Raw genomic sequence first — 21,406 nt, 5'->3', positions numbered from 1 at the left:
TTTCGTGTAAGATGAACATGATCCAAGAAATGGGGAGAGAATACCATGAGTGCACAACCAAAGTGCCCGAAGTGCCGTTCTGCGAAAATCGATTTGACGGAATCGATTAATAAGCCATTATACATAACCATTTATGCAGCGGTTTTGGCAGTGCTCGCCTTGATCGGCATTTCGGTGAAAGGGACTCCTGTCATCTTTTTGTTCCTCGGACTGTCCGGTGCCTTTATCCTGTTTGCCGTTCGTCTTGCCTTAGAAAAGCGTAAAGTAATCAAGTGCAAATGTCTGGACTGTGGGGAGCGTTGGCAGACCACCCCAGCACCAGTAGAAGCCCGTACCAAGTAACAAGACTCCTAGTAATAGGGGTCTTGTTCTTTATTCTCAGTCTGTAAAAAAATGGGCGAAATATTCAAATCAATTCTTGAACGAACCAGAAGGATACGATAATATAATAATTAAATATTTGTTTGAATGTTTGTGGATGATTTCATTCGAAGCTGGGCAAAATAGATGCTTGGAAAAAGGTGAAAACAGATGGCAGAAGAACGAAAAAAAGATGAGTGTTGCAGTGGACCTCAATGCGGCAGTGAGCATAAGCATGCTGGTAAAATTCTCACCGTTCTCGAGCCTGCGGCTGCAGCAACAGAAAGCGCAGGCATTCTTTCTTCACAGGCTGTTGTTTATCGTGTTATAGGCATGGATTGCAGTTCGTGCGCCAAATCGCTGGAAAAGCATATGCAGACGTTGCCTGCTGTCAAAGAGGTAAACGTGAACTTTTCCACGGGTAAAATGCAGCTCGTCGCGGATGGGCTGGGAGAAGATGCAGTGGTCAAGGAAGTCGCCAAGGCTGGCTACAGCGCCATGCTGCTTACGAGGCGTACAGCCAAAGCAGTACCGAAAACGGATCAAGCAGGGACGGTTCTGACGACGATTTCCGGTGTGTTGTTGGCACTCGGCTTTCTAGGTTCCTTATCGCCTAGCATATCTCCATTGGTCGTCACTGTGCTCTATGCGTTGTCGATCATAAGTGGCGGCTACCGACCTGCGCGCAGTGCTTTTTACGCGATCAAAAGCGGTTCACTGGATATGAACGTATTGATGTCTGTTGCGGCAGTAGGAGCAGCCTTAATCGGTGAGTGGCTGGAGGGCGCAACAGTCGTCTGGCTCTTTTCCATTGGAAACTTGCTGCAGACCAAGTCGATTGAAAAAACGCGTGACTCTATACGCAATCTGATGGATTTGGCTCCGCCTGAAGCATGGGTCAAGGTTGGGGAGTCTCTTACCCGCAAGCCGGTTGAGGACATCTCTGTCGGTCAAGTCATCGTAGTGAAGCCCGGAGAGAAAATCCCTCTGGATGGTGTGATTGTACACGGGACATCGAGCGTCAATCAGGCCCCGATTACAGGTGAATCGATTCCAGTCGATAAGCTGGTCGGCGACAGTGTTTTTGCAGGGAGTGTCAACGAAAGTGGCGCGGTGGAGATCAGGGTAACCAAGCTGGTGGAGGATACGGCGATTGCCAGAATCATTCATCTCGTGGAGGAAGCGCAGGAGAAAAAAGCGCCTACTCAGGCGTTCGTCGACAAATTCGCTGCGATCTACACGCCAATCGTGCTCGTGCTTGCTTTGTTCGTAATCGTATTCCCGCCATTACTCGGACTCGGTACCTGGGGGGAATGGTTTTACAGAGGGCTTGAGCTGCTGGTTGTTGCTTGCCCGTGCGCTCTGGTCATTTCCACGCCAGTTGCGATTGTGTCCGCGATTGGAAATGCCGCGAGAAACGGAGTCCTGATCAAGGGCGGTACGTTTTTGGAAAAGGCGGGAGCGATTACCGCAATTGCTTTCGATAAAACGGGCACATTGACGGAAGGAAAACCACAGGTTGCAGCAGTTATCGAGATGGAGGGAAGCGAGGACGAAGTAGTGTCGATCGCCAGAACGATTGAAGAGCGTTCTTCCCATCCGATTGCACAAGCGATTCTCACCTATGCCAAACAAAAGCAGGTTGCTTCCCGGAGTGGGCAAGATTTCAAGGCGATCGTCGGAAAAGGGGCGAGCGCTGTCATCGGAACCGAAACATTCTATGCAGGGAAGCCCGCCCTGTTTCAAGAGCTGGGAATCGATCTGTCGTCATGGCAAACGAAAATCGAGTCGTTGCAGAGTGAAGGACATACGCTAGTAGTTATCGGTACCGCAACGAAATTGATCGGGATGATTGCCGTTGCTGACATCATTCGTGAGATTACGGTTAGTGCCATTGGCAAGCTCAAGGCCGCGGGAATCGAAGACATCGTGATGCTGACCGGCGACAATACGGGTACGGCGAAAAAAGTAGCGAGTCAGACAGGCGTCAATCGTTATTTTGCAGAGCTGTTGCCACAAGATAAGGTAGAAGCGGTCAAGCGACTCCAGCAAGAAGGCAAGGTCGTGGCCATGGTGGGGGACGGGATCAACGATGCCCCTGCTCTCGCATCAGCTGACTTGGGGATTGCCATGGGTGGAGCAGGTACTGATACGGCAATGGAAACCGCGGATATCGTACTGATGGCTGACAATCTCGAAAAGCTGCCACACACGATGAAGATCAGCAGAAAAGCACTTACGATTATCAAGCAAAACATCTGGTTTTCGATCATCGTAAAGCTGGTTGCACTCGTGCTGATATTCCCAGGATATCTCACCTTGTGGTTGGCGGTGCTCAGTGACACGGGAGCCGCCTTGCTGGTCATCTTAAACAGCATGAGACTGTTGCGCATGAAGGACTAAATAAAAAGGGAGATGAGCTGTCGAAGCTCTCTCCCTTTTCTTGTGTATAGGTTTATACCAAGACGCCGCCGCCGTATCTTTCGAATTCTTTCTGAGTGCAAGCGACAAAGTGACCGCGCTCCACTTCACGCAAGACGCGTTCTTCCCCTTGATCTCGCAAATATTCCTGATCATCGAAAACGATGCGCTTCCGGTTGCGCTCATAATCCGGGTCTGGCAATGGAATTGCCGAGAGCAACGATTTGGTGTACGGATGAATCGGATTCTCGTACAGACGATTACTTTCTGCCAGCTCCACAATACGTCCGCGGTACATAACACCGATGCGGTCACTGATGTATTTAACCATGGACAGGTCATGGGCGATGAACAGATAGGTCAGGCCTTTTTCTTTTTGCAGGCGCTTGAGCAGGTTAATGACTTGTGCCTGAATGGACACGTCGAGGGCAGAAATCGGTTCATCGGCAATGATGAATTCCGGATCAACAGCCAATGCCCGTGCAATCCCGATCCGTTGGCGCTGTCCGCCGCTGAACTCATGCGGGTAACGGTTTGCGTGCTCGCGGTTGAGGCCGACGGTTTCCAACAACTCGTGTACCTTGGCGATGCGAGCTTCCTTGTTCGCCAGGCGATGAATGTCCAGACCTTCTGCAATAATATCGGATACGGTCAGACGTGGATTCAACGACGAGTACGGGTCTTGGAAAATCATTTGGATTTTGCGGTTGAGCCATTTCTTTTCTTCGAGTGTTTTCTTTCCGTGTACACTTTGTCCATTGAACAAGACCTCTCCGCCAGTTGCATCGTACAGGCGCAGGATAGTGCGTCCTGTGGTCGACTTACCGCAACCGGATTCACCCACAAGACCGAAGATTTCCCCTTTATAGATGTCAAAGGTGATACCATCTACAGCTTTCAGCGTATGACCATTCCCGAGGTCAAAATGCTGTTTCAAATCTTTGACTTCAACCAGCTTCTCTCGGTTCTCGTAGTTGAACGTTTTTTTGGTGCTTGCTGGAGTCTCGGTCGGCTCATCAGAATTGACTTTTCGTCTCACAGCCGAAGCAGGCGGTTTGATGTCAGGCGCCATTTCATGCAGAAGCCATGTTGCCGCATAGTGCGTATCGGAGATTTTGAACATCGGTGGCTCATATTCCAGATCGACCTTCAACGCAAATGGGTTACGAGCCGCGAAAGCATCCCCTACAGGTGGCTTGAACATGTCGGGCGGTGATCCAGGAATGGACATCAGCTCGTCATCGCTGGAATCGAGGCTAGGCATGGAGCCTAATAGACCCCATGTATACGGGTGCTTAGGATCGTAGAAAATTTCATCGACTTTACCGATTTCCACAATTTTACCTGCATACATAACCGCTACACGGTCTGCCATGTTCGCAACTACACCGAGGTCATGGGTAATAAAGATGATCGAGGTACCCATCTTCTTTTGCAGTTCCTTCAGCAACTCCAAAATCTGCGCTTGAATCGATACGTCCAGAGCAGTTGTCGGCTCATCGGCGATGATAATTTTTGGATTGCAGGCGAGTGCGATGGCAATGACAATCCGTTGACGCATCCCACCGGAAAACTGGTGCGGGTATTGATCGACACGTTCTTTGGCAAATGGAATCCCTACCATTTCCAACAGCTCAATAGCACGGGTGCGCGCTTCTGCACGGTTCAGCTTTTGGTGCTTGATGAAGCTCTCCATGATTTGGTTCCCGATAGTCATCGTCGGATTCAAGGAAGTCATCGGGTCTTGGAAAATCATCGAGATATCGCGACCGCGAACATCCTGCATTTCTTTTTCGGAAAGCGTAACCAAATCTCTTCCTTCAAAAAGAACTTGTCCTTTTGGAATGCGTCCAGGAGGAGAAGGAATGAGGCGCATAAGTGCTTGGGAGGTGACGGATTTACCGGAACCAGATTCACCAACAATCGCCAGTGTTTCTCCTTTTTCCAGATCAAAGGAGACGCCCCGTACTGCTTTGACTTCACCTGCATACGTATCGAACGACACATGCAAATCTTTTACTTCTAACACTTTGCCCATATCATCATCCCTTTCGAGCATGCTTTGTCGTGAATAACCCTCCATGTATATCTAACAATCTCTCTAGTAGGAATTTTTGCGAAAATGAAAATCATTATCATCATTATACTATATTCATTAACCGTTGTTAAAAAATTTTTTTCTACGTTGCATACTCATGCAGAATCTTCTTCAATTTTGCCAAAAGCCCAGAATAGAGGTTTTTTTAGCGTTACCAAATGATAGCCCAGTCATACTATGCATCAAAGCACAGAATACTGGCTTAAAGGAGGGTAACGCTTGTGAACAAGCTCAATGAGCCCAAGGAAATCGCACTCACTTTTGATGATGGACCGGATCAGTTGTGGACGCCTCGTGTGTTAGACATATTAGCTCACTATCAGGTAAAGGCCACTTTCTTCTGTGTGGGACAAATGGTGAAGTACAATCCGAAAATGCTGGAGCGGATCGTAACGGAAGGACACATGGTAGGAAACCATAGCTGGGATCACCCTGACTTTACGAAAATCCCCCTCTGGGCTGTTCATGAGCAGGTAGAACGTACCTCAGATCAGATCGAAAAGGTAGTGGGTGTGAGACCTCGGACGGTACGGCCGCCATATGGAGCAGTGAATGAGGAGGTCATCCAGCTGCTTGCGGCGAGCGAATACGAAATAATTTTGTGGGATATAGATAGTTGGGATTGGAAAGGTCTCACCGGCCCACAGGTCGCGAGAAACATTCTGGGACATGTCACCCCGGGCGCAGTCGTGCTTCAACATTCCGCTGGCGGTACAAAAGACACGCTCAAGGGTAGTATGGACGCCTTGCCCTATGTCATTGAGGTGTTAAGTGAGCAGAAATATACCTTCTCAACCATTTCCGCCATGTTTCAACTGGCAGCTTATCGAGAAAGAACCGATCCTGTCGTGAAAAGGAGAAGGGACAGATAGAGGAAAAGGATTAAATTCTGTGGTAATAAGTAGAATCAGAAGATTTCTTTTAGGGGAGCGAATCCGTACATGTCCAAAGCTGATAATATGCTCTCCATTTTGTGGCTGTTGAAGACCGGCAAGCGAATGACAGCCAAGCAATTGGCAGAGATTCTCGAGATCAATATTCGCACCGTTTATCGCTATATCGACTCACTGTGTGCGAGCGGTGTACCCATCATTTCTGATGCCGGACACAATGGTGGCTACAGTTTACTTCAGCATTTCAATGAATCTCCGTTGTTTTTCGACCTCAATGAGCAAAAAGCCCTGATTCATGCAGCGGCTTTTGCCCAAGAGGCTGGTTATCCCTTCGGAGCAGATTTACACCGGGCCATTTCCAAGCTAAAACGTTACACAAATGAAGAGCAGCGTGACGCGATTGATCGACATAGTATCGGCTTCGAGGTGATTCAGCCTCCTGTTGATCCTTCTCTCGAATCTACCCTACAAGAACTGGAGCTGTCTGTTGCCAATGGATACACCCTTTCGATGGTGTATCAGAAAGCCTACCAGACAACGAGACAGAGGCGTCATATCGATCCATACGGGCTCGTTTATTGGAAGGGAAATTGGTATATCGTTGCCTATTGCCATCTCCGAAGTACCATTCGCAGCTTTCGTGCAGATCGTATTCATGAGATCCAACGGACAGAAGCTAGCTTTCAACGCCCTCCTGAATTTTCTGCGCGCCATTTTTTTCTCTCGAATTTACTGCCGGAAGCAGACAAGCAGGGCAACACCGTTTTGATCAAGGTCAAAGGAAGGTCACAGTCACTCGCTGATTTGTGCAGGCATTGGTATCTCGGACATACGGTGATTGAACGCAGCGAGGCACAGGTGATCTTTCAAGTAGATGAGCAAATGGCCCATTCGATCCTTCCTCATTATCTTTTGCCATATGGAAAATCCATTCAAGTTGAAGAACCAGCTTTTGTAAAAGAGCGATTGGCTGCCATCGCTGCCGATTTATTTCTTTTTTATCAGTCGACGTGATATCACTGACCATTTTTGTCAGTAGAGTTGATTTATATTGAAAGCAAAGAAGAGATGGAAAAAGAAAATGGAGGCAGATTAATGATGAAGCATGAAGCATTGCGTTTGTACGAATATCATGTATGGGCAAACGAAAAAGTATTCGAGCGGCTGCAAGAGGTACCAGAAGAAATAAGTGAGCGGGAGGTTCCGAGTGTGTTTCCGACCATCACTCAGACGTTGGTACACATGCTCAAAACGGATTATGTTTGGCTGTTAGCCATGAAAGGAGAGAGCTACGAAGAGGTGGGACCAAAAGTTGGGGTTCTCTTGCAGGAATTAAAAGGGAAGAACGTACATGAGTTGCGAAAACTGTTTGCCGAGTCAGCCCAGCAGTTCAGAGACTTCTTTGGGCAAATCTCGATGGAAGACACCGCGCCATATACGCACCCGGCATTAGGCACGGTTCATGCTCGTTATGCCGACATAGTCCAGCATGTCGCCAACCACGGCACCTATCATCGAGGCAATATCTCCGCCATGCTCAGACAAATCGGTCACGCGGGAGCTTCCTCCGATTACATTTTTTATTTATTTGAGACTTCCGCGGTAGAACAATAAAAGTCTTTTCATTTTTTATCACCTAGGGACACCGACCGAGACGTAATGCAAAAAGCGAAACACGCCTTTAAGCGTCCACCTCTGAAACACATCTTGAGGGGACCACTTTGGACGCGGTTTCGCTTTTTGCATGGAGTCGGGCAGAGGGTCCCCCAGTGGGTGGCCCTAGAAGCTGAGTCGTTTTCTCCTGTTCCCTCTCCTCCAATACAGCCACGCAAACTGCATGTTTTCTAAGGATTCATCGTCCGAGCAATCCGCACCTCGAGCCCATTCAAGAACTGACTAAGGTTCGGCTTTAGTTCTCCGACGATACTTTCATTAGGCTTGCCGGATTCAAAGACCACGTCCTTGTTTTTAGCGACCTCGCTCAAGTAATCCTTCACGATCTGTCCTGTTTTCGTAGCCTCATATTTCTTGGCAAAGTTCTGATACTCTTCCTTGACGGCCGGGAGCAGTTTCATGGTTGCTTCGTCAATGGCATCGTAACGGTAATCAGACAAATATGTTTTGAGATAGTCGATATAGAGCGTACGGAGCTTCACTGCACGTGGGCTACTGCGGTAGTTGACCAAATACTCTTCGACTTCAACCATTCTGGGTCCGAGCTCGGCCCGGGTGATTTGCAACCCGCCGTCACCTAAATACGGTTTACCCGTTTCTGTTTCTTGAATGGACAAGTAGTCCTTTCCTTCTTCACCGAGTGAAGCGGCATATTTTTGCAGTGCTTGGTAATCCACTTGCCAATAAAAAGACATGTCTTTCGTCGCCTTTAAGACGAGTCCGCCCTTAGTTTGACTGAGGAGCCATTGCTTGAAGCTGTCATCGCCTTCTAGCTTGTTGAAATCGTAAGGGTACTGCAAGGCATACAGCTTATCCGCTTTTCCCGGCTGGGCGAGGAGTGCCTTGAAGTTATCGTTTATCGTAGGCAGATGTTTTTCATAGTACTGATCAAGTTCAAAAAATAATTGATCGGCAGTTTTCGTGTCCGTTTTCGCCAGATACTGGTCTAAAAAGGCAGTTAGCTCATTCGCTTCCTTGGCTTGCGAAGCAAGTACGGTGAACTGCTTGAGCAAATCATCCGCTGGCTTTTCGCCTTTTGTTGCATCAGCGGGAGACTTCCCTGTGTTTTCCGTTGCAGGTGGAGCAGGGTCTTTTATTGTCAGTTGATCAGAGGCAGAGGTGCACCCTGTCACAAAAGTAATCGCGACGAGGCTAGAGACAAAAGGGAGAACATATCGTTTCATATCTTCATTTTCACTCCGTAATATTGAATAGTTTCAGTTGATAAATTGTTGTAAATTCGCAAAGCCTTTTCGCCATCCATGACGAAAACCTTGCATTCCACTGACACTCCCTCCCGTCGGTTCCCTTTCTTTTGGTACGTACCATATCACGTTCAAGTTATCAGTTCAATTCGATCAAATATTCCTGATAGGAAGCAAGCGTCACTTTTGATATACTTTCTCTATTGATGATAATGAGAATGATTATCAATTTTATATAGAGGATCGGGCAGAGGTGAGAACATGAACGAAACACAAGCCTTGGTTCAACAATTCACAGAGAATACCATGGCAGAAGCCATTTTTAAGCTGCGTGACATTACATGGCTCAAAGCACAGGGACATGACCGACTACGCCAACAATTCACTCATTCGCATATTTTGCTGGTAGTAACCGGGGGGCGAGGGCGCCTGCGGCTGGAGAACGAGGAGTACCAATTGCGGCAGGACGCAATTTACGTATGCCCTCCTATGCTTACGTTTGGCATCGTCCCTGATTCGGCTGATCATTTGGAGATGTACATGCTTCGTTTTGATGTCTTTATGGAAACGCGAGACAGGCATCGGCGATTCCAAGCCCTTCGGGAAAAGGATTTGTTTCCTTTTCGGGGAGAGATCTCTGTCCAATCGGCAGGGCAACTGCCTGTCTATTGTGATTTGATCCAGAATCTATGGAAGCAGGAGACGGCGCTCGAGCGATTCCGAGGCCAACACACTTTTCAAGAGCTATGGTACCACATCGTCAAGCATGCTCACTTTTCGGCCACCGATTCTGGAATGGCGCTGGAGCGAGCACGCGCACATATGGAAGAGCATTACTCGGAAAATGTGACGATTGAACAGCTGGCTCGCATTGCAGATGTGAGTCCAAAATATTTCGTCGATCTGTTCAAAAAAACGTATGGCATCTCCGCTATGGATTATTTGGCAGAGCTTCGCATCAGCCGGGCGAAGCAGATGATGGTTCAGTCGCATGCCAAGCTGCGCGATATTGCTCATCAAGTGGGCTACAACGACGAGTTTTACTTTAGTCGAAAATTCAAGAAAGCTGTCGGGGTTTCACCGACTCTCTATATGAAAAGCCGCCAACGAAAAATTGCGGCGTACGGCTCGACCATCATCGGGCATTTGCTGGCTTTAAAAATGATTCCTTACGCGGCGCCACTGCACCCGAAATGGACGGCTTACTATCATCACAGCTATCGAAACGATATCCCGGTACATCTGAGTGCGTTTCGAATCAATCAAAATTGGAAAGCCAACATCGAAATGCTTCGCGATGCCAAACCGGACGTCATCATTGGCTTGGACGAGACGAGTTTGCAGGAACAGAAGCAACTGAACGAGATTGCGCCCACGTTGTACGTACCCTTTGAAGAGTGGGGATGGAAAGAACAACTTCAGCTTATGGCAGACTTCTTGGGTGAGTCCATGGAAGCCCATCATTGGCTTTGCGAGTATGAGAAAAAGGTGAAGCGAGCCAGGGTACAGCTTCAACACGCTCTAGGCGATGAAACGGTGCTCATCGTGCGGATTTTGAAAAACCAGCTCTATGTCCACTGCAATCGCAGTATGAATGAAGTGTTTTATCAGGATCTGCAAGTCAAACCCGCTTTTGTTTCGAAGCTGAATGAATACGACCAGCTTGTGACTGTACAGGAATTGGTTGCACTCGCGCCAGATCGCTTGCTGCTGTTGGTCTGCCAAGAGGCTGAAACGTTGGCATGCTTCCAGGCCTTGAAAGAATCGGGACCATGGCAAGAGATCAAAGCAGTCCGCAACAATCGGGCGCATGTCATTATGTCAGACCCTTGGCGAGAATACTCGGCAACGGCTCATGAACGGATCGTGGAAGAGAGTGTGCGATTATTTTCAGGAGATCGTCCATGTTGATTCTGGATTTCGTCCATGGTCGGGCAGGAGTGGATGCTTTATAATCACGAATGATAATCGTTATCACTAATCTGGAGTGAAACATTACATTTCTGAGAGGGGTCTTTCAAGAATGAAAAAGATATACCTGGGCTTGAGCATTGCAGCGCTGACATTGGCTCTGACAGCATGCGGCGGAGGAAAAGAAGCAACGAATAACACGACTACTCCAGCACCTGCGACAACAGCTACAGCAGAAAAGCCGGCCGATGAAGCTAATAAAGCAGAGACACGCACGATCAAATATTTGGATAAAGAATATACCGTTCCTAGCAAAACAGAGCGAATCGTCATTGCAGGCAGCATGGAGTCCATGGAAGATTCCCTTGTATTGAACGTAAACCCGGTAGGAGCGATTTCTGTCGGCGGCAAATTCCCGGAGATGTTTGCACCGATTACGGGCGAAGCTAAATCCATCGGGGAGAAAACACAACCGAACCTGGAAACGATTTTGTCCTTGAAGCCGGACGTCATCCTCGGTAGCAGCAAGTTCCCGCCAGAAACAGTCGAGAAAATGAACAAGATTGCGCCTACTTTCCCTGTTTCCCACATTTCGACCAACTGGGAAGCAAACCTGCAATTGTTGGGTGAACTGACTGGCAAGCAAGCCGAAGCAGAGAAAGCGCTCAATGAATATAAAGCAGGAATTGAATCGGCAAAAGCAAAATTGGGCGACGGCATGAAGGATAAAAAAGTGTTGGTGATTCGTCTGCGCCAAGGAAACATCAACATCTATCCAGAGAAGGTGTTCTTCAACCCGGCTCTGTACACTGACCTTGGTTTGACTGCACCTGAAGAAGTAAAAGCGGCGAAGGCACAAGAAATTATCTCCATGGAAAAGTTCAGCCAAATCAACCCGGACTACCTGTTCATTCAATTCTCTCCAGACGAGAATAAAGACAAGCCAAACGCATTGGAAGATTTGCAGAACAACCCGATTTGGAAGAGTGTGAATGCAGTGAAAAACGGCAATGTTTACGTAAACGTGGTGGATCCTCTCGCACAAGGCGGTACTGCCTGGAGCAAAACACAATTCCTGAAGGCGGCTGTAGAAAAATTGTCTGCCAAGTAAAAGTGGGCGAGGGTAGGCTATGCAATCCAAAAAAGCAACTTCTATGATCATACTAGCTGTTTCGCCAGTGGTGATCCTCCTTACAATCTTGCTCTCCATTCATTACGGAGCCAAGTCGATTGATCCCGGGACCATTTATCAAGCTTTCTTTGCCTTTGATGAAGGGAATGTCGATCATCAAATTGTCATGCACTCTCGTTTGCCAAGAGTATTGGGTGCACTCATGATCGGAGCATTCTTAGCGATATCAGGAGCGTTGATGCAGGGGATGACGAGGAATTACCTCGCGTCCCCCTCTATAATGGGCGTGTCTGACGGTTCGGTCTTTGCTGTTACGCTGTGCATGGTTTTCATTCCATCCGCTACGAGCGTCACGATGATTACCATGTCCCTGATCGGTTCAGCACTTGCGGTTGCGATGGTTCTCGCTTTTTCGCGACTATTGCCGAATGGCTTGACGCCAGTAGGGATGGCGGTCATTGGCACAATTACGGGCACCTTTTTGAGCAGCATTTCAGCCGCGATTTCTACTTATTTTCAAGTCTCGCAAAACGTTAGCTTTTGGTACAATGCAAGGCTGCATCTCTTGGAGCCTGAATTGGTGAAGCTGGCGGTTCCTTTTGCCATCGTCGGTATAGTCCTGGCGCTTCTTTTGTCCAAATCGATCACGATCTTGTCCTTGGGCGACGAAGTATCTCGCGGCCTCGGACAGAGAACGGTGATGGTCAAAGTGCTGGCAACGACCGCTGTTGTCATTCTGACAGGCATTTCCGTAGCGTTGGCAGGAAAAATCGCCTTTGTCGGGCTGATTATTCCGCATATTACTCGCTTTTTGGTAGGTCTCGATTATCGGTGGATCATTCCATGTGCGGGATTACTGGGCGGCATTTTCCTGGCCTTGTCTGACGTTCTCAGCCGATTTATGAACAGTCCATTTGAGACCCCAATCGGTGTGGTAACGGCCTTTATTGGCGTTCCGTTCTTCCTCTATTTGATTTACAAGAGAGGAGGGGGAAAGCATGCCTGATCGAAAAGCTAGATTTCGTTTGCTGTTACTGGTCAACATCGCCTTGATTTTTCTGGCGATTTATATCAGCCTGACCAACGGTGTATTTGACATGACGGTGTTGGATGTCATCCAGACGTTATTGCGTATCGATCCTGTAGCGGAATACGATTTGGTTATTTTCGATTTTCGCCTGCCGCGGATCGTTATTGCGGCGTTGGTCGGATTTGGCTTGGGGGTCGCTGGTACCGTCATTCAGGGGATCACCCGTAACGGGCTGGCTGATCCGGGGATTTTGGGCATTAATGCTGGGGCAGGAGCCGCTATCGTCGCCTTTATGTTTTTCTTCGGTGGACAATTTATGGAGGCGAGTTGGTATTCCATCATGGCCATGCCTTTGTTCGGTTTGACAGGCGGATTGCTTGCGGCTGGACTGATTTATCTATTCGCCTGGCGTAACGGGGCGCTTGACCCACAACGACTGATTTTGGTGGGGATCGCAATTGGCTCCGGATTGGGTGCTGTGTCTCTGTATCTTTCGTTAAAAATGAATCCCAATGATTTTGAAATGGCAACCGTATGGCTCTCGGGCAGTATTTGGAGTGCCAACTGGACGCATATTGCGGGGATGCTGCCATGGCTAGTCATACTCATTCCTGTTTTGATGCGCAAGGTGCATATTCTCGATTTGCTTCAACTGGGCGAGGAGTCTGTCAAGAATCTCGGTGTGTCCGTCGAAAAGGAGCGCAATATTCTCCTGCTGTCGAGTATCGGGATCGTGAGCGCGTGTGTCTCGGTTTCCGGAGGCATCGGATTCGTCGGTTTGATGGCACCGCATATTGCGAAGCGTTTGACGGGAATCCAGCACAGGTATGTTCTCCCCCTGTCAGGGACAATCGGGATGCTCATGGTAGTGGCAGCGGATTTTATCGCCAAAACTGTGTTCACCCCCCTTGAACTGCCAGTGGGTATCGTCATTTCGATCATCGGTGTACCGTATTTCTTCTATTTACTAAGTAGAAGAAAAAAATAAAGAGGGGACGTGCAAATTGTGAAGGGACAATTGTTTGCAGACGTATGCCATCACCGGGCACTGCTCGTATATTTGCCGCCATCCTATGACAAGAGTACGTCCCGATTTCCCGTCATGTATGTCCATGATGGCGGTGACTTGTTTGATCCTGCGTTCAGTACTGCACTCGATGTAATCGAAGACAAGTTTGCAGAGGGACAAATTCCTGAGCTGATTCTCGTCGGCATCCAACCTGAAAACCGCCGGGATGACTATACGCCCTGGTTTTCCAAAGCGATCTCGCCTGAGCGCAACATTGATTTTGGCGGGCAAGGAGATGCGTATCTTTCTTACGTCGCCAATGAATGCAAGGCGTATATCGACAGCAAGTACAGGACAGACCCTAGGCCGGAAAAAACAGGGATCATCGGATTTTCGCTTGGTGGCTTGATCTCGATGTACGCTGCGCACCAATATCCGGATGTTTTCACGAAAATCGGCAGCATCTCGGGATCGTATTGGTATGAAGGCATGGTTCCGTTTATGCGGGAAAAGAAAATGTACCATCCCGAACTGCGCATCTACATGGATGTTGGCAGTAAGGAAGGTGCTAAAAAACAGAACATCCAGAAGCAAATGGTCCCACTGACAAAAGAAGCGCATCAGATATTGGCTGATAGCGGCTTCACAGCAGATCAGCTCGTCCTGTTTATGGAAGAAGGGGCGGATCATTTGAGCAAATATGCAAACGCCAGATTTCCGGGGGCGTTGCAATGGCTCTGGAATGAGAAGGAGGAGGAAGAAATGGAACTGGCCAAATTGATTAGAGAGCGCCGCTCGATTCATCGCTTTACAGATCGCGAGGTAGACCCTGAGTTGGTTACAGAACTGATGGATACAGCCGTATGGGCGCCGAATTATCACATGACACAGCCGTGGCGCTTTATCGTGACGTACGGGGAAGGCAAGAGAAGAATCGCCGAGGCCGTGCGAATCATGAAGGAAAAGCGGGAGATTGATCCGGCGAAAAAGAAAGAAGTCGGCGAGAAGTTTTACAATAAAATTATGGCGATTCCGATGCTAGTGACGGTCATCATGGAAGAAAGTCCGAACCTGATTACCCGTCAGGACGACTTCGCTTCGACCAGCATTGTCATTCATAACTTTAGCTTGCTGGCGTGGGAAAAAGGCATCGGTCTGACGTGGGAGACGTACCCGTGGATACACGAGCCGGAATTCCGTGAAGCGATGGGCATTCGACCAGGAGAGAAGGTGCTGGGGAACTTGCATATCGGTTATCCAGCCGCGATCCCTAATGCTCAGCCGCGCATTCCTGCAACAGAGCGCATCACGCTTGTCGACAAAGCATAGGACAAGATCAAGTGAATTTTTCTTGTCACAGGATTACTTTTTGTGGTACCCTTGGATCATTCTACAAGAAAGGGTGACCATTAAGCCAATGATCTGCTAACTCCTATTTCCACAAAACTAATCGGATAAAACGATGCGTTTTTGGATAGGGGTAGTATGTGCATATTGGCGAATAGATGGTAGATCCTTTTTAGACTCACCAAAGGGTTTCTATGTCTTTTTGACGATAATATGCGTAGCCTCCTGTCCAGATCGCAATGGATAAGGAGGCTTTTTTATGTCAAATGTTTTGAAAAACCGCTATGTCAGGGCTATTTTGTTATCAGCATTTCTGTTGCAAATCGGAGTATGGGTTCGCAACATGGCGATTCTGCTCTTTGTGATGGATCATACAGGAGGAGATCCGTTCGCGGTATCCATGATTTCTGTGGCGGAGTATGCGCCAATTTTTCTATTTTCCTTTCTTGCTGGTACGTTTGCCGACCGCTGGCAACCGAGAAAAACGATGGTCTGGTGTGAGGTGCTTAGTGCTCTATCGGTTGTCGGAGTGCTGCTTACCTTCGTTTTCGGCTCGTGGAAGGCTATCTTTTTTGCCACACTCATTTCAGCCATTCTCTCTCAGTTTTCCCAACCGTCCGGAATGAAGCTGTTCAAGCTGCATGTACCTGGTGAACAGCTCCAGGTAGGAATGTCCGCATACCAGACTATTTTCGCGATCTTCATGGTATTTGGTCCGATTGTCGGTACGTTTGTGTTCCAGCAATGGGGGATGGAGGTTGCCATGGTCATCACTGCGGTTGCGTTTCTATCTGCAGCCGGTGTCCTGTATTTGTTGCCGCCAGATCGCATCGAGAAAGGAGAGCAGCAAGAAACGGCACTGCTTGGCGAGATGGTTAGCGGGATTCGGTATGTGTTCTCCAGTCGCGTATTGTCAATGCTTGGCTTTTGCTTTTTGGCTGTGGGCTTCTCATTGGGAATGATTCAGCCGCTTGGGATTTTTATTGTGACCGAACAACTGCAATTGCCAAAAGAAAGCTTGCAATGGTTAATCACCGCCCAAGGTGTGGGGATGATTGCTGGAGGGGCCATGACGATGGCAGCCGCCAAAACGATTCCACCGCAAAAGCTGTTGGTCATGGGACTCCTTGGAAACGCGGTCGCAGTAGCGATTTGCGGGATGTCTACGAATCTGTGGTTGACGCTTGTTGCTCAGTTCATCGCGGGATTGCTCTTGCCCTCCATTCAAATTGGGATCAACACCATGCTGCTTAAAAACACAGACAGTACCTTTATCGGTCGGGTGAATGGGATACTGACCCCGTTGTTTACAGGCTCCATGGTCGTCATGATGAGTATTACGGGGGTATTGAAGCTGTATCTTCCGCTCGCAGTCATATATGGGATCGCCGCATTCCTGATGATCATTGGTCTCAGCTTTATTTTGCCACTTTATCGTATGAGAGAAGGAAACGTGGTGCAAAGTACAGAACAGACTGGTGTATAAGTGTTTGGAAGCAAAGGGAGGCTTGGAACAGATGGTGCACGAGCAGATTTCTTCTATGGAAGGTTTGAAGATGGTAGCTGCTGTTCGCGAGCTGGCGATGCGGTTGCCAGAAGTAACGGAGCAGGTAGACGCTTTTGGACATACATCGTTTCGTGTAAACGACAAGCCGTTTGTCATTTTGGGAGAGGGGGGCACCGAAGGCCCCTCCTTTTCTGTGAAGGTGCTGAAGACGACCCAGGAGATTTTGCTTGCGCAGGAGCATTTTTATAAGACGCCGTACATCGGCCATCACGGCTGGGTTTCCATCCTGGACAAAAACGTGCCGAGCTATGGTGAAATCGAGGATTACATACGGGAAGGCTATATGTGCGCGGCTCCCAAGCGATTGGTCAAGCAATTACAACACCGCCCTTGATCGTTCCTGTATAATTTTGGCGTAACGAGTAGTGAGCGAGGGTTCGACACAGCAGCATTGAGACAAAGGGGGAGCCGGTTTTGGATTGGAATCTCCAGCAGATGAGCAAATTGCTTGAGGTCGTTTTTGAAAATGCACATGAACCGATGATCGTAACGGACAAGGACGGAAAAATACTCTTATTGAATCGGAGCTATCGGGAATTTCTTAATGTACAGGACGTGATCGGACAGCCAGTGACGGATGTCATCGAAAACACGCGGATGCATATTGTCGGTCAGGCTGGCGTTGCCGAGATCGCCGACATTCAGCAAATAAAAGGCCAGAACATGATTGCGCATCGCATCCCGATTATGGACGAAGGAAAAGTGATTGCGGTTCTGGGAACGGTGCTGTTCCAGGATGTGCAAGAGCTCACAGCCTTGGCTGCGATGGTTGCTCAGTTGAAGGACGAATTGACCTATTATAAGAAAGAGCTGCGGCGGCGGATGGGGGCTACCTATCACTTTGACCAAATCGTTGGGTACAGTCAGAAGCTGCAGGAGCTTAAAAAATTTTCTCAGAAAGTTGCGAAAAGCGATTCGACTGTGCTCATCACGGGTGAGAGCGGGACGGGCAAGGAGCTGTTTGCCCACGCCATTCATGCCGAGAGCAAACGCAAAATGGGTCCTTTCATTCGGGTAAATTGTGCCGCTATTCCGGATTCTTTGCTCGAATCAGAGCTGTTTGGCTATGAAGAAGGTGCGTTTACCGGAGCTGTTCGCCGCGGAAAAAAAGGAAAGTTCGAGCTGGCCAACCACGGAACCATTTTGCTGGATGAGATCGGGGACATGCCGTTGCCGCTGCAAGCAAAGCTACTGCGTGTGTTGCAGGAAAAAGAAGTCGAGCGGGTAGGAGCTGTAAGGACGACGCCAATCGATGTGCGGGTGATCGCTTCCACGAATTCGGATATGCTTCAAAGCATCAAGGAAGGGAAGTTTCGGGCGGACCTCTATTATCGGTTGAATGTCGTGTCACTCTCGATCCCTCCGTTGCGTGAGCGTCTGGAGGATTTGCCAGAACTGGTTTCGAATCTGCTCAAACAGCTTGGCGAGTCCACTGGTGTTGCGGTTAGGGCCATTGATGAAGAGGTATGGAACGTGCTTCGAGGCTACTCCTGGCCAGGCAATGTACGGGAGTTGAAAAACGTGCTGGAACGAGCCCTGCATTTAATGGAAGACGATGTCTTGAAAAAGGAGCATATTTGGCTGCCTGTATCTGACGAAGGGCCGTCCGCATCCTTGTCGGGTCCAACTCATGCCGTTCGACCATTGAAACAAGTCTTGGAAGAGGCTGAGCAGGAAGCGCTTCGCCAAGCGATGCAGCAAGCAGGGGGGAATAAGCTTGCCGCCGCCAAGCTGTTGCAAATCAGCAAGTCCAGCTTTTACGAAAAGTGGGAGAAGTATCAGTAACACGAGGCGTGTATAAGTCGGGGATGTGGTGTTGAGCCAGGTTCGCGGCTTTTTTCATATGTAGGTACAACGTTTTGGTAGATTCCGGTTTTCTGGAATAGAGCAAGATGACGTCCCGCAAAAACCCAGTAGCCTTTCTTGAGTAAATTCCCTAAAAAGTGGCGGATTTTTTGCTAGATTCCATAAAACCGGACGAGAAATTCCGGAAATCCGGAAAAAATGCAAGCGTTATCATCTGCTTACCAACAGTTAAGGCACGATGAAAGGGTATGGTTGAACGATTTTTCAGGAATCGGTTGAGGTTGGCATGGTCCATGCAAATAAGTTGGGTTTGAAAGCGTTTTCTTCAAGTGAATCGACACAATTTCCTCTGTAAGCGGAGGAGAAAATTGAAAGGAGAATTCTATGATCATCGAAGTGTTATCCATCTTGATTTCGCTCGGTCTCCTGATGTTTTTTGCGTATCGGGGCTATCCTGTTATCGTATTTGCTCCTATTTTTACGCTGCTGGCCGTTGTCCTTTCCGGGATCTCTCTGCTGCCTAGCTACACCGAAACCTTCATGACGAATGCAGCAAACTATGTGAAATCATTCTTCCCTATTTTCTTACTGGGTGCCATTTTCGGAAAAGTCATGGAGCTGAGCGGTGCTGCCTCTTCCATTGCCCACACGATTGTGAAGGCACTTGGCTCCAATCGTGCGATCTTGGCTGTCGTTTTGGCTTGTTCCATTTTGACGTATGGCGGGGTTTCCTTGTTCGTTGTGGCATTTGCTGTGTACCCGTTTGCTGCTGCGATTTTCCGTGAAGCCAATATTCCAAAGCGTCTCATTCCAGGAACGATTGCGCTCGGTGCTTTTACGTATACGATGGACGCCTTGCCAGGTACACCACAAATTCAAAACATCATTCCTACGACTTATTTCGGTACGGATGCCTATGCTGCACCTGTTGTTGGAACGATTGGCGCGATTATGGTTTTCATTGGCGGGATGCTATGGCTGGAGCGCAGACGCAAGCAGGCTGTCGCTGCTGGGGAAGGCTACGGCGAGGGACATACGAACGAACCAGAGTTGATCAAAAATGAATCGTATTTGAACATCTGGGTCGCGATTCTCCCGTTGGCGTTGGTGCTCGTGGGTAACTATATGTTCAGCAGAGGGATTTGGACAGTAGAGACGTGGTACGATCCAGCGATCCTCAAAGAATCATTTAAGATTGAGAAAGTGAAAAACGTCGTATCTTCTTGGTCACTGATTATTTCGCTCTGTCTTGGAATTATTGCTGCGCTTTTAATCAACGTGAAGCAAGTCAAAAACAAACTGGCTAGTGGTTTGACGGCAGCCGCGATGGGCTCTCTCTTGGCGATCTTCAATACTGCTTCCGAAGTTGGATTCGGAAACGTTGTGAAAACATTGCCGGGCTTCAAGCTCATCCAAGGCTGGATAATGGGAGCTAGTGATCATCCTTTGGTTTCTGAGGCACTGGCTGTTAACGTACTGGCAGGTGTGACAGGTTCAGCGTCGGGCGGTATGTCGATCGCGCTGGAGGTTATGGGCAAGCAATATCTGGAGATGGCGAGTGCTGCGGGAATCAGCCCTGAGCTGCTGCACCGTATTGCCTCGATGTCTTCCGGTGGTATGGACACATTGCCGCATAACGGAGCGGTCATTACACTGCTCGCGATTACTGGCTTGACTCATCGTCAATCGTACAAAGACATTTTCGCGATTACGGTTTTGAAAACGGCTGTCGTGTTCATCCTGGCATTTGCGGTGTCTATTTTCTAATTTTCATCAGAGATCAGCCGGTTTATAGACAGAGAAAATCAGGAGCAGGAGAGGAGATAGTAGGATATGGAGAAGTTGTTGGAGCAACAAGTTGCAGTAGTAACAGGGGCTGCGAGTGGTATTGGTTTGGAGATTGCCCGGACGTTTGCCGAGGAAGGGGCGAAGGTCGTCATACTGGACTTGAATGGGGAATCAGCGGAAGCAGCAGCAGCCCAATTGCAGAAGGAAGGTCACGAAGCCATCAGCTTTGGTTGTAATGTCACCGATGAGGTACAAATACAGGAGTGCATTCAGCAGACAGTCCAGATTTTTGGCAGACTCGATATTTTGGTGAATAACGCTGGATTGCAATTTGTCTCTCCAATAGAAGAGTTTCCGACTGCAAAATTTGAACAAATGCTCAGTATTATGCTGACAGCGCCTTTTGTGGCGATTAAACACGCGTTCCCCATTATGAAGCAACAAGGCCATGGCCGTATCATCAATATGGCTTCAATCAACGGCTTGATTGGCTTTGCAGGGAAGGCGGCTTACAATAGTGCCAAGCACGGAGTCATCGGGCTGACCAAAGTTGCAGCTCTTGAAGGAGCAGCGGCTGGTATTACGGTAAATGCCATTTGTCCGGGGTATGTCGATACGCCGTTGGTACAAAACCAATTAGCGGATTTGGCTAAGACAAGAAATGTGCCGTTGGAAAAGGTGATGGAAGAGGTCATCTACCCGCTGGTGCCGCAGAAGCGACTGCTTCAAGTAAAAGAAGTAGCGAACTATGCTGCCTTTTTAGCTAGCAGGAAAGCGTCAGGTGTCACGGGTCAGGCTGTCGTCATTGATGGCGGGTATACAGCGCAGTAAGCCTGTTAAAGTCCCTATTTTTATAGGGGCTTTTTTTATTTTCGCTATCTTTTTTTAAAAAAACTAGTAAAAAACTCTTGTATTCTATTTTTAGATGTGATAGATTATTCCTTGTCGCCAAGAACGACGACAAAATGCGAGAAAAGAAAACGAGATTCGATAAAAAACTTCTTGACTCGCAAATAACGAACGTGATAAGATATGAAGCGTTCGACAAAAAATGCTCTTTGAAAACTGAACAGCGAAAGCGTTAATGAGTCTATCATTAAATGATTTGCCAGCTTTGAACCAGTAACAAACTTTATTGGAGAGTTTGATCCTGGCTCAGGACGAA

General features: G+C 48.3%; 18 protein-coding genes. 15 read left to right on the top strand and 3 right to left on the bottom strand.

Going from position 1 to position 21,406, the window contains the following annotated elements; genetic code table 11:
- Positions 1 to 45 precede the first annotated feature (45 nt).
- Complete coding sequence (locus M3630_RS26250; protein ID WP_173612409.1) at positions 46 to 342, top strand: hypothetical protein; 297 nt, start codon at positions 46 to 48, stop codon at positions 340 to 342.
- 189 nt (positions 343 to 531) lie between these two features.
- Complete coding sequence (locus M3630_RS26245; protein WP_251254041.1) at positions 532 to 2,763, top strand: heavy metal translocating P-type ATPase; 2,232 nt, start codon at positions 532 to 534, stop codon at positions 2,761 to 2,763.
- A gap of 52 nt (positions 2,764 to 2,815) precedes the next feature.
- Here the strand turns inward: M3630_RS26245 and M3630_RS31025 are convergent, their stop codons facing one another.
- Positions 2,816 to 4,819, bottom strand: coding sequence for an ABC transporter ATP-binding protein (locus M3630_RS31025; RefSeq protein WP_173612407.1), 2,004 nt, complete (start codon positions 4,817 to 4,819; stop codon positions 2,816 to 2,818).
- A gap of 281 nt (positions 4,820 to 5,100) precedes the next feature.
- On the opposite strand from M3630_RS31025, the gene M3630_RS26230 reads away from it, so the two are divergent.
- From M3630_RS26230 to M3630_RS26220, 3 genes are all read left to right on the top strand, one after another.
- Positions 5,101 to 5,751, top strand: coding sequence for a polysaccharide deacetylase family protein (locus M3630_RS26230; protein ID WP_251254040.1), 651 nt, complete (start codon positions 5,101 to 5,103; stop codon positions 5,749 to 5,751).
- A 69-nt stretch (positions 5,752 to 5,820) separates the two neighbouring features.
- Entirely contained in the window at positions 5,821 to 6,786 is a 966-nt protein-coding gene (locus tag M3630_RS26225; RefSeq protein ID WP_251254039.1) for a helix-turn-helix transcriptional regulator, read from the top strand.
- 84 nt (positions 6,787 to 6,870) lie between these two features.
- Complete coding sequence (locus tag M3630_RS26220; protein WP_251254082.1) at positions 6,871 to 7,386, top strand: DinB family protein; 516 nt, start codon at positions 6,871 to 6,873, stop codon at positions 7,384 to 7,386.
- A 230-nt stretch (positions 7,387 to 7,616) separates the two neighbouring features.
- Here M3630_RS26220 and M3630_RS26215 read toward each other — a convergent pair whose 3' ends face one another.
- Complete coding sequence (locus M3630_RS26215) at positions 7,617 to 8,630, bottom strand: ATP-binding protein (RefSeq protein WP_251254038.1); 1,014 nt, start codon at positions 8,628 to 8,630, stop codon at positions 7,617 to 7,619.
- Positions 8,631 to 8,912: 282 nt separating this feature from the next.
- Between M3630_RS26215 and M3630_RS26210 the strand changes: the two genes are divergently transcribed.
- The 10 genes from M3630_RS26210 (at position 8,913) to M3630_RS26165 (ending at position 21,072) form a co-directional block, all read left to right on the top strand.
- Positions 8,913 to 10,562 (top strand): AraC family transcriptional regulator, encoded by a 1,650-nt coding sequence (locus M3630_RS26210; RefSeq protein ID WP_251254037.1) that lies wholly within the window; start codon positions 8,913 to 8,915, stop codon positions 10,560 to 10,562.
- Positions 10,563 to 10,674: 112 nt separating this feature from the next.
- Positions 10,675 to 11,673: an iron-hydroxamate ABC transporter substrate-binding protein gene (locus M3630_RS26205; protein ID WP_251254036.1), complete on the top strand. Its 999-nt coding sequence runs from the start codon at positions 10,675 to 10,677 to the stop codon at positions 11,671 to 11,673.
- A 19-nt stretch (positions 11,674 to 11,692) separates the two neighbouring features.
- Positions 11,693 to 12,700, top strand: coding sequence for a FecCD family ABC transporter permease (locus M3630_RS26200; protein ID WP_237899816.1), 1,008 nt, complete (start codon positions 11,693 to 11,695; stop codon positions 12,698 to 12,700).
- Positions 12,693 to 13,712, top strand: coding sequence for a FecCD family ABC transporter permease (locus M3630_RS26195; protein ID WP_251254035.1), 1,020 nt, complete (start codon positions 12,693 to 12,695; stop codon positions 13,710 to 13,712). The genes M3630_RS26200 and M3630_RS26195 overlap by 8 nt, the downstream gene beginning before the upstream one ends.
- Before the next feature lie 9 nt (positions 13,713 to 13,721).
- On the top strand, positions 13,722 to 15,062 hold the full coding sequence (locus M3630_RS26190; RefSeq protein ID WP_251254034.1) for an alpha/beta hydrolase-fold protein: 1,341 nt from the start codon (positions 13,722 to 13,724) through the stop codon (positions 15,060 to 15,062).
- Between the two features lie 277 nt (positions 15,063 to 15,339).
- The gene (locus tag M3630_RS26185; RefSeq protein WP_173612399.1) at positions 15,340 to 16,566 is read left to right on the top strand and encodes an MFS transporter; all 1,227 of its coding nucleotides are present in this window, start codon (positions 15,340 to 15,342) and stop codon (positions 16,564 to 16,566) included.
- 31 nt (positions 16,567 to 16,597) lie between these two features.
- Positions 16,598 to 16,981, top strand: coding sequence for an MmcQ/YjbR family DNA-binding protein (locus tag M3630_RS26180; protein ID WP_251254033.1), 384 nt, complete (start codon positions 16,598 to 16,600; stop codon positions 16,979 to 16,981).
- A gap of 80 nt (positions 16,982 to 17,061) precedes the next feature.
- Complete coding sequence (locus tag M3630_RS26175) at positions 17,062 to 18,432, top strand: sigma-54 interaction domain-containing protein (protein WP_251254032.1); 1,371 nt, start codon at positions 17,062 to 17,064, stop codon at positions 18,430 to 18,432.
- A 405-nt stretch (positions 18,433 to 18,837) separates the two neighbouring features.
- A complete protein-coding gene (locus M3630_RS26170; RefSeq protein ID WP_173612396.1) occupies positions 18,838 to 20,220 on the top strand; it encodes a GntP family permease in 1,383 nt (460 codons plus the stop codon).
- A gap of 66 nt (positions 20,221 to 20,286) precedes the next feature.
- Positions 20,287 to 21,072, top strand: coding sequence for a 3-hydroxybutyrate dehydrogenase (locus tag M3630_RS26165; protein WP_173612395.1), 786 nt, complete (start codon positions 20,287 to 20,289; stop codon positions 21,070 to 21,072).
- Positions 21,073 to 21,176: 104 nt separating this feature from the next.
- Here M3630_RS26165 and M3630_RS26160 read toward each other — a convergent pair.
- On the bottom strand, positions 21,177 to 21,406 hold a 230-nt coding region (locus tag M3630_RS26160; RefSeq protein ID WP_251254031.1), incomplete at its 5' end, for a hypothetical protein.

Source organism: Brevibacillus sp. MER 51 (genome assembly GCF_023714195.1).
Lineage (GTDB): Bacteria > Bacillota > Bacilli > Brevibacillales > Brevibacillaceae > Brevibacillus.
The sequence above is the reverse complement of the archived record's forward strand: the minus strand, read 5'-3'. Positions and strand labels throughout refer to the sequence as shown.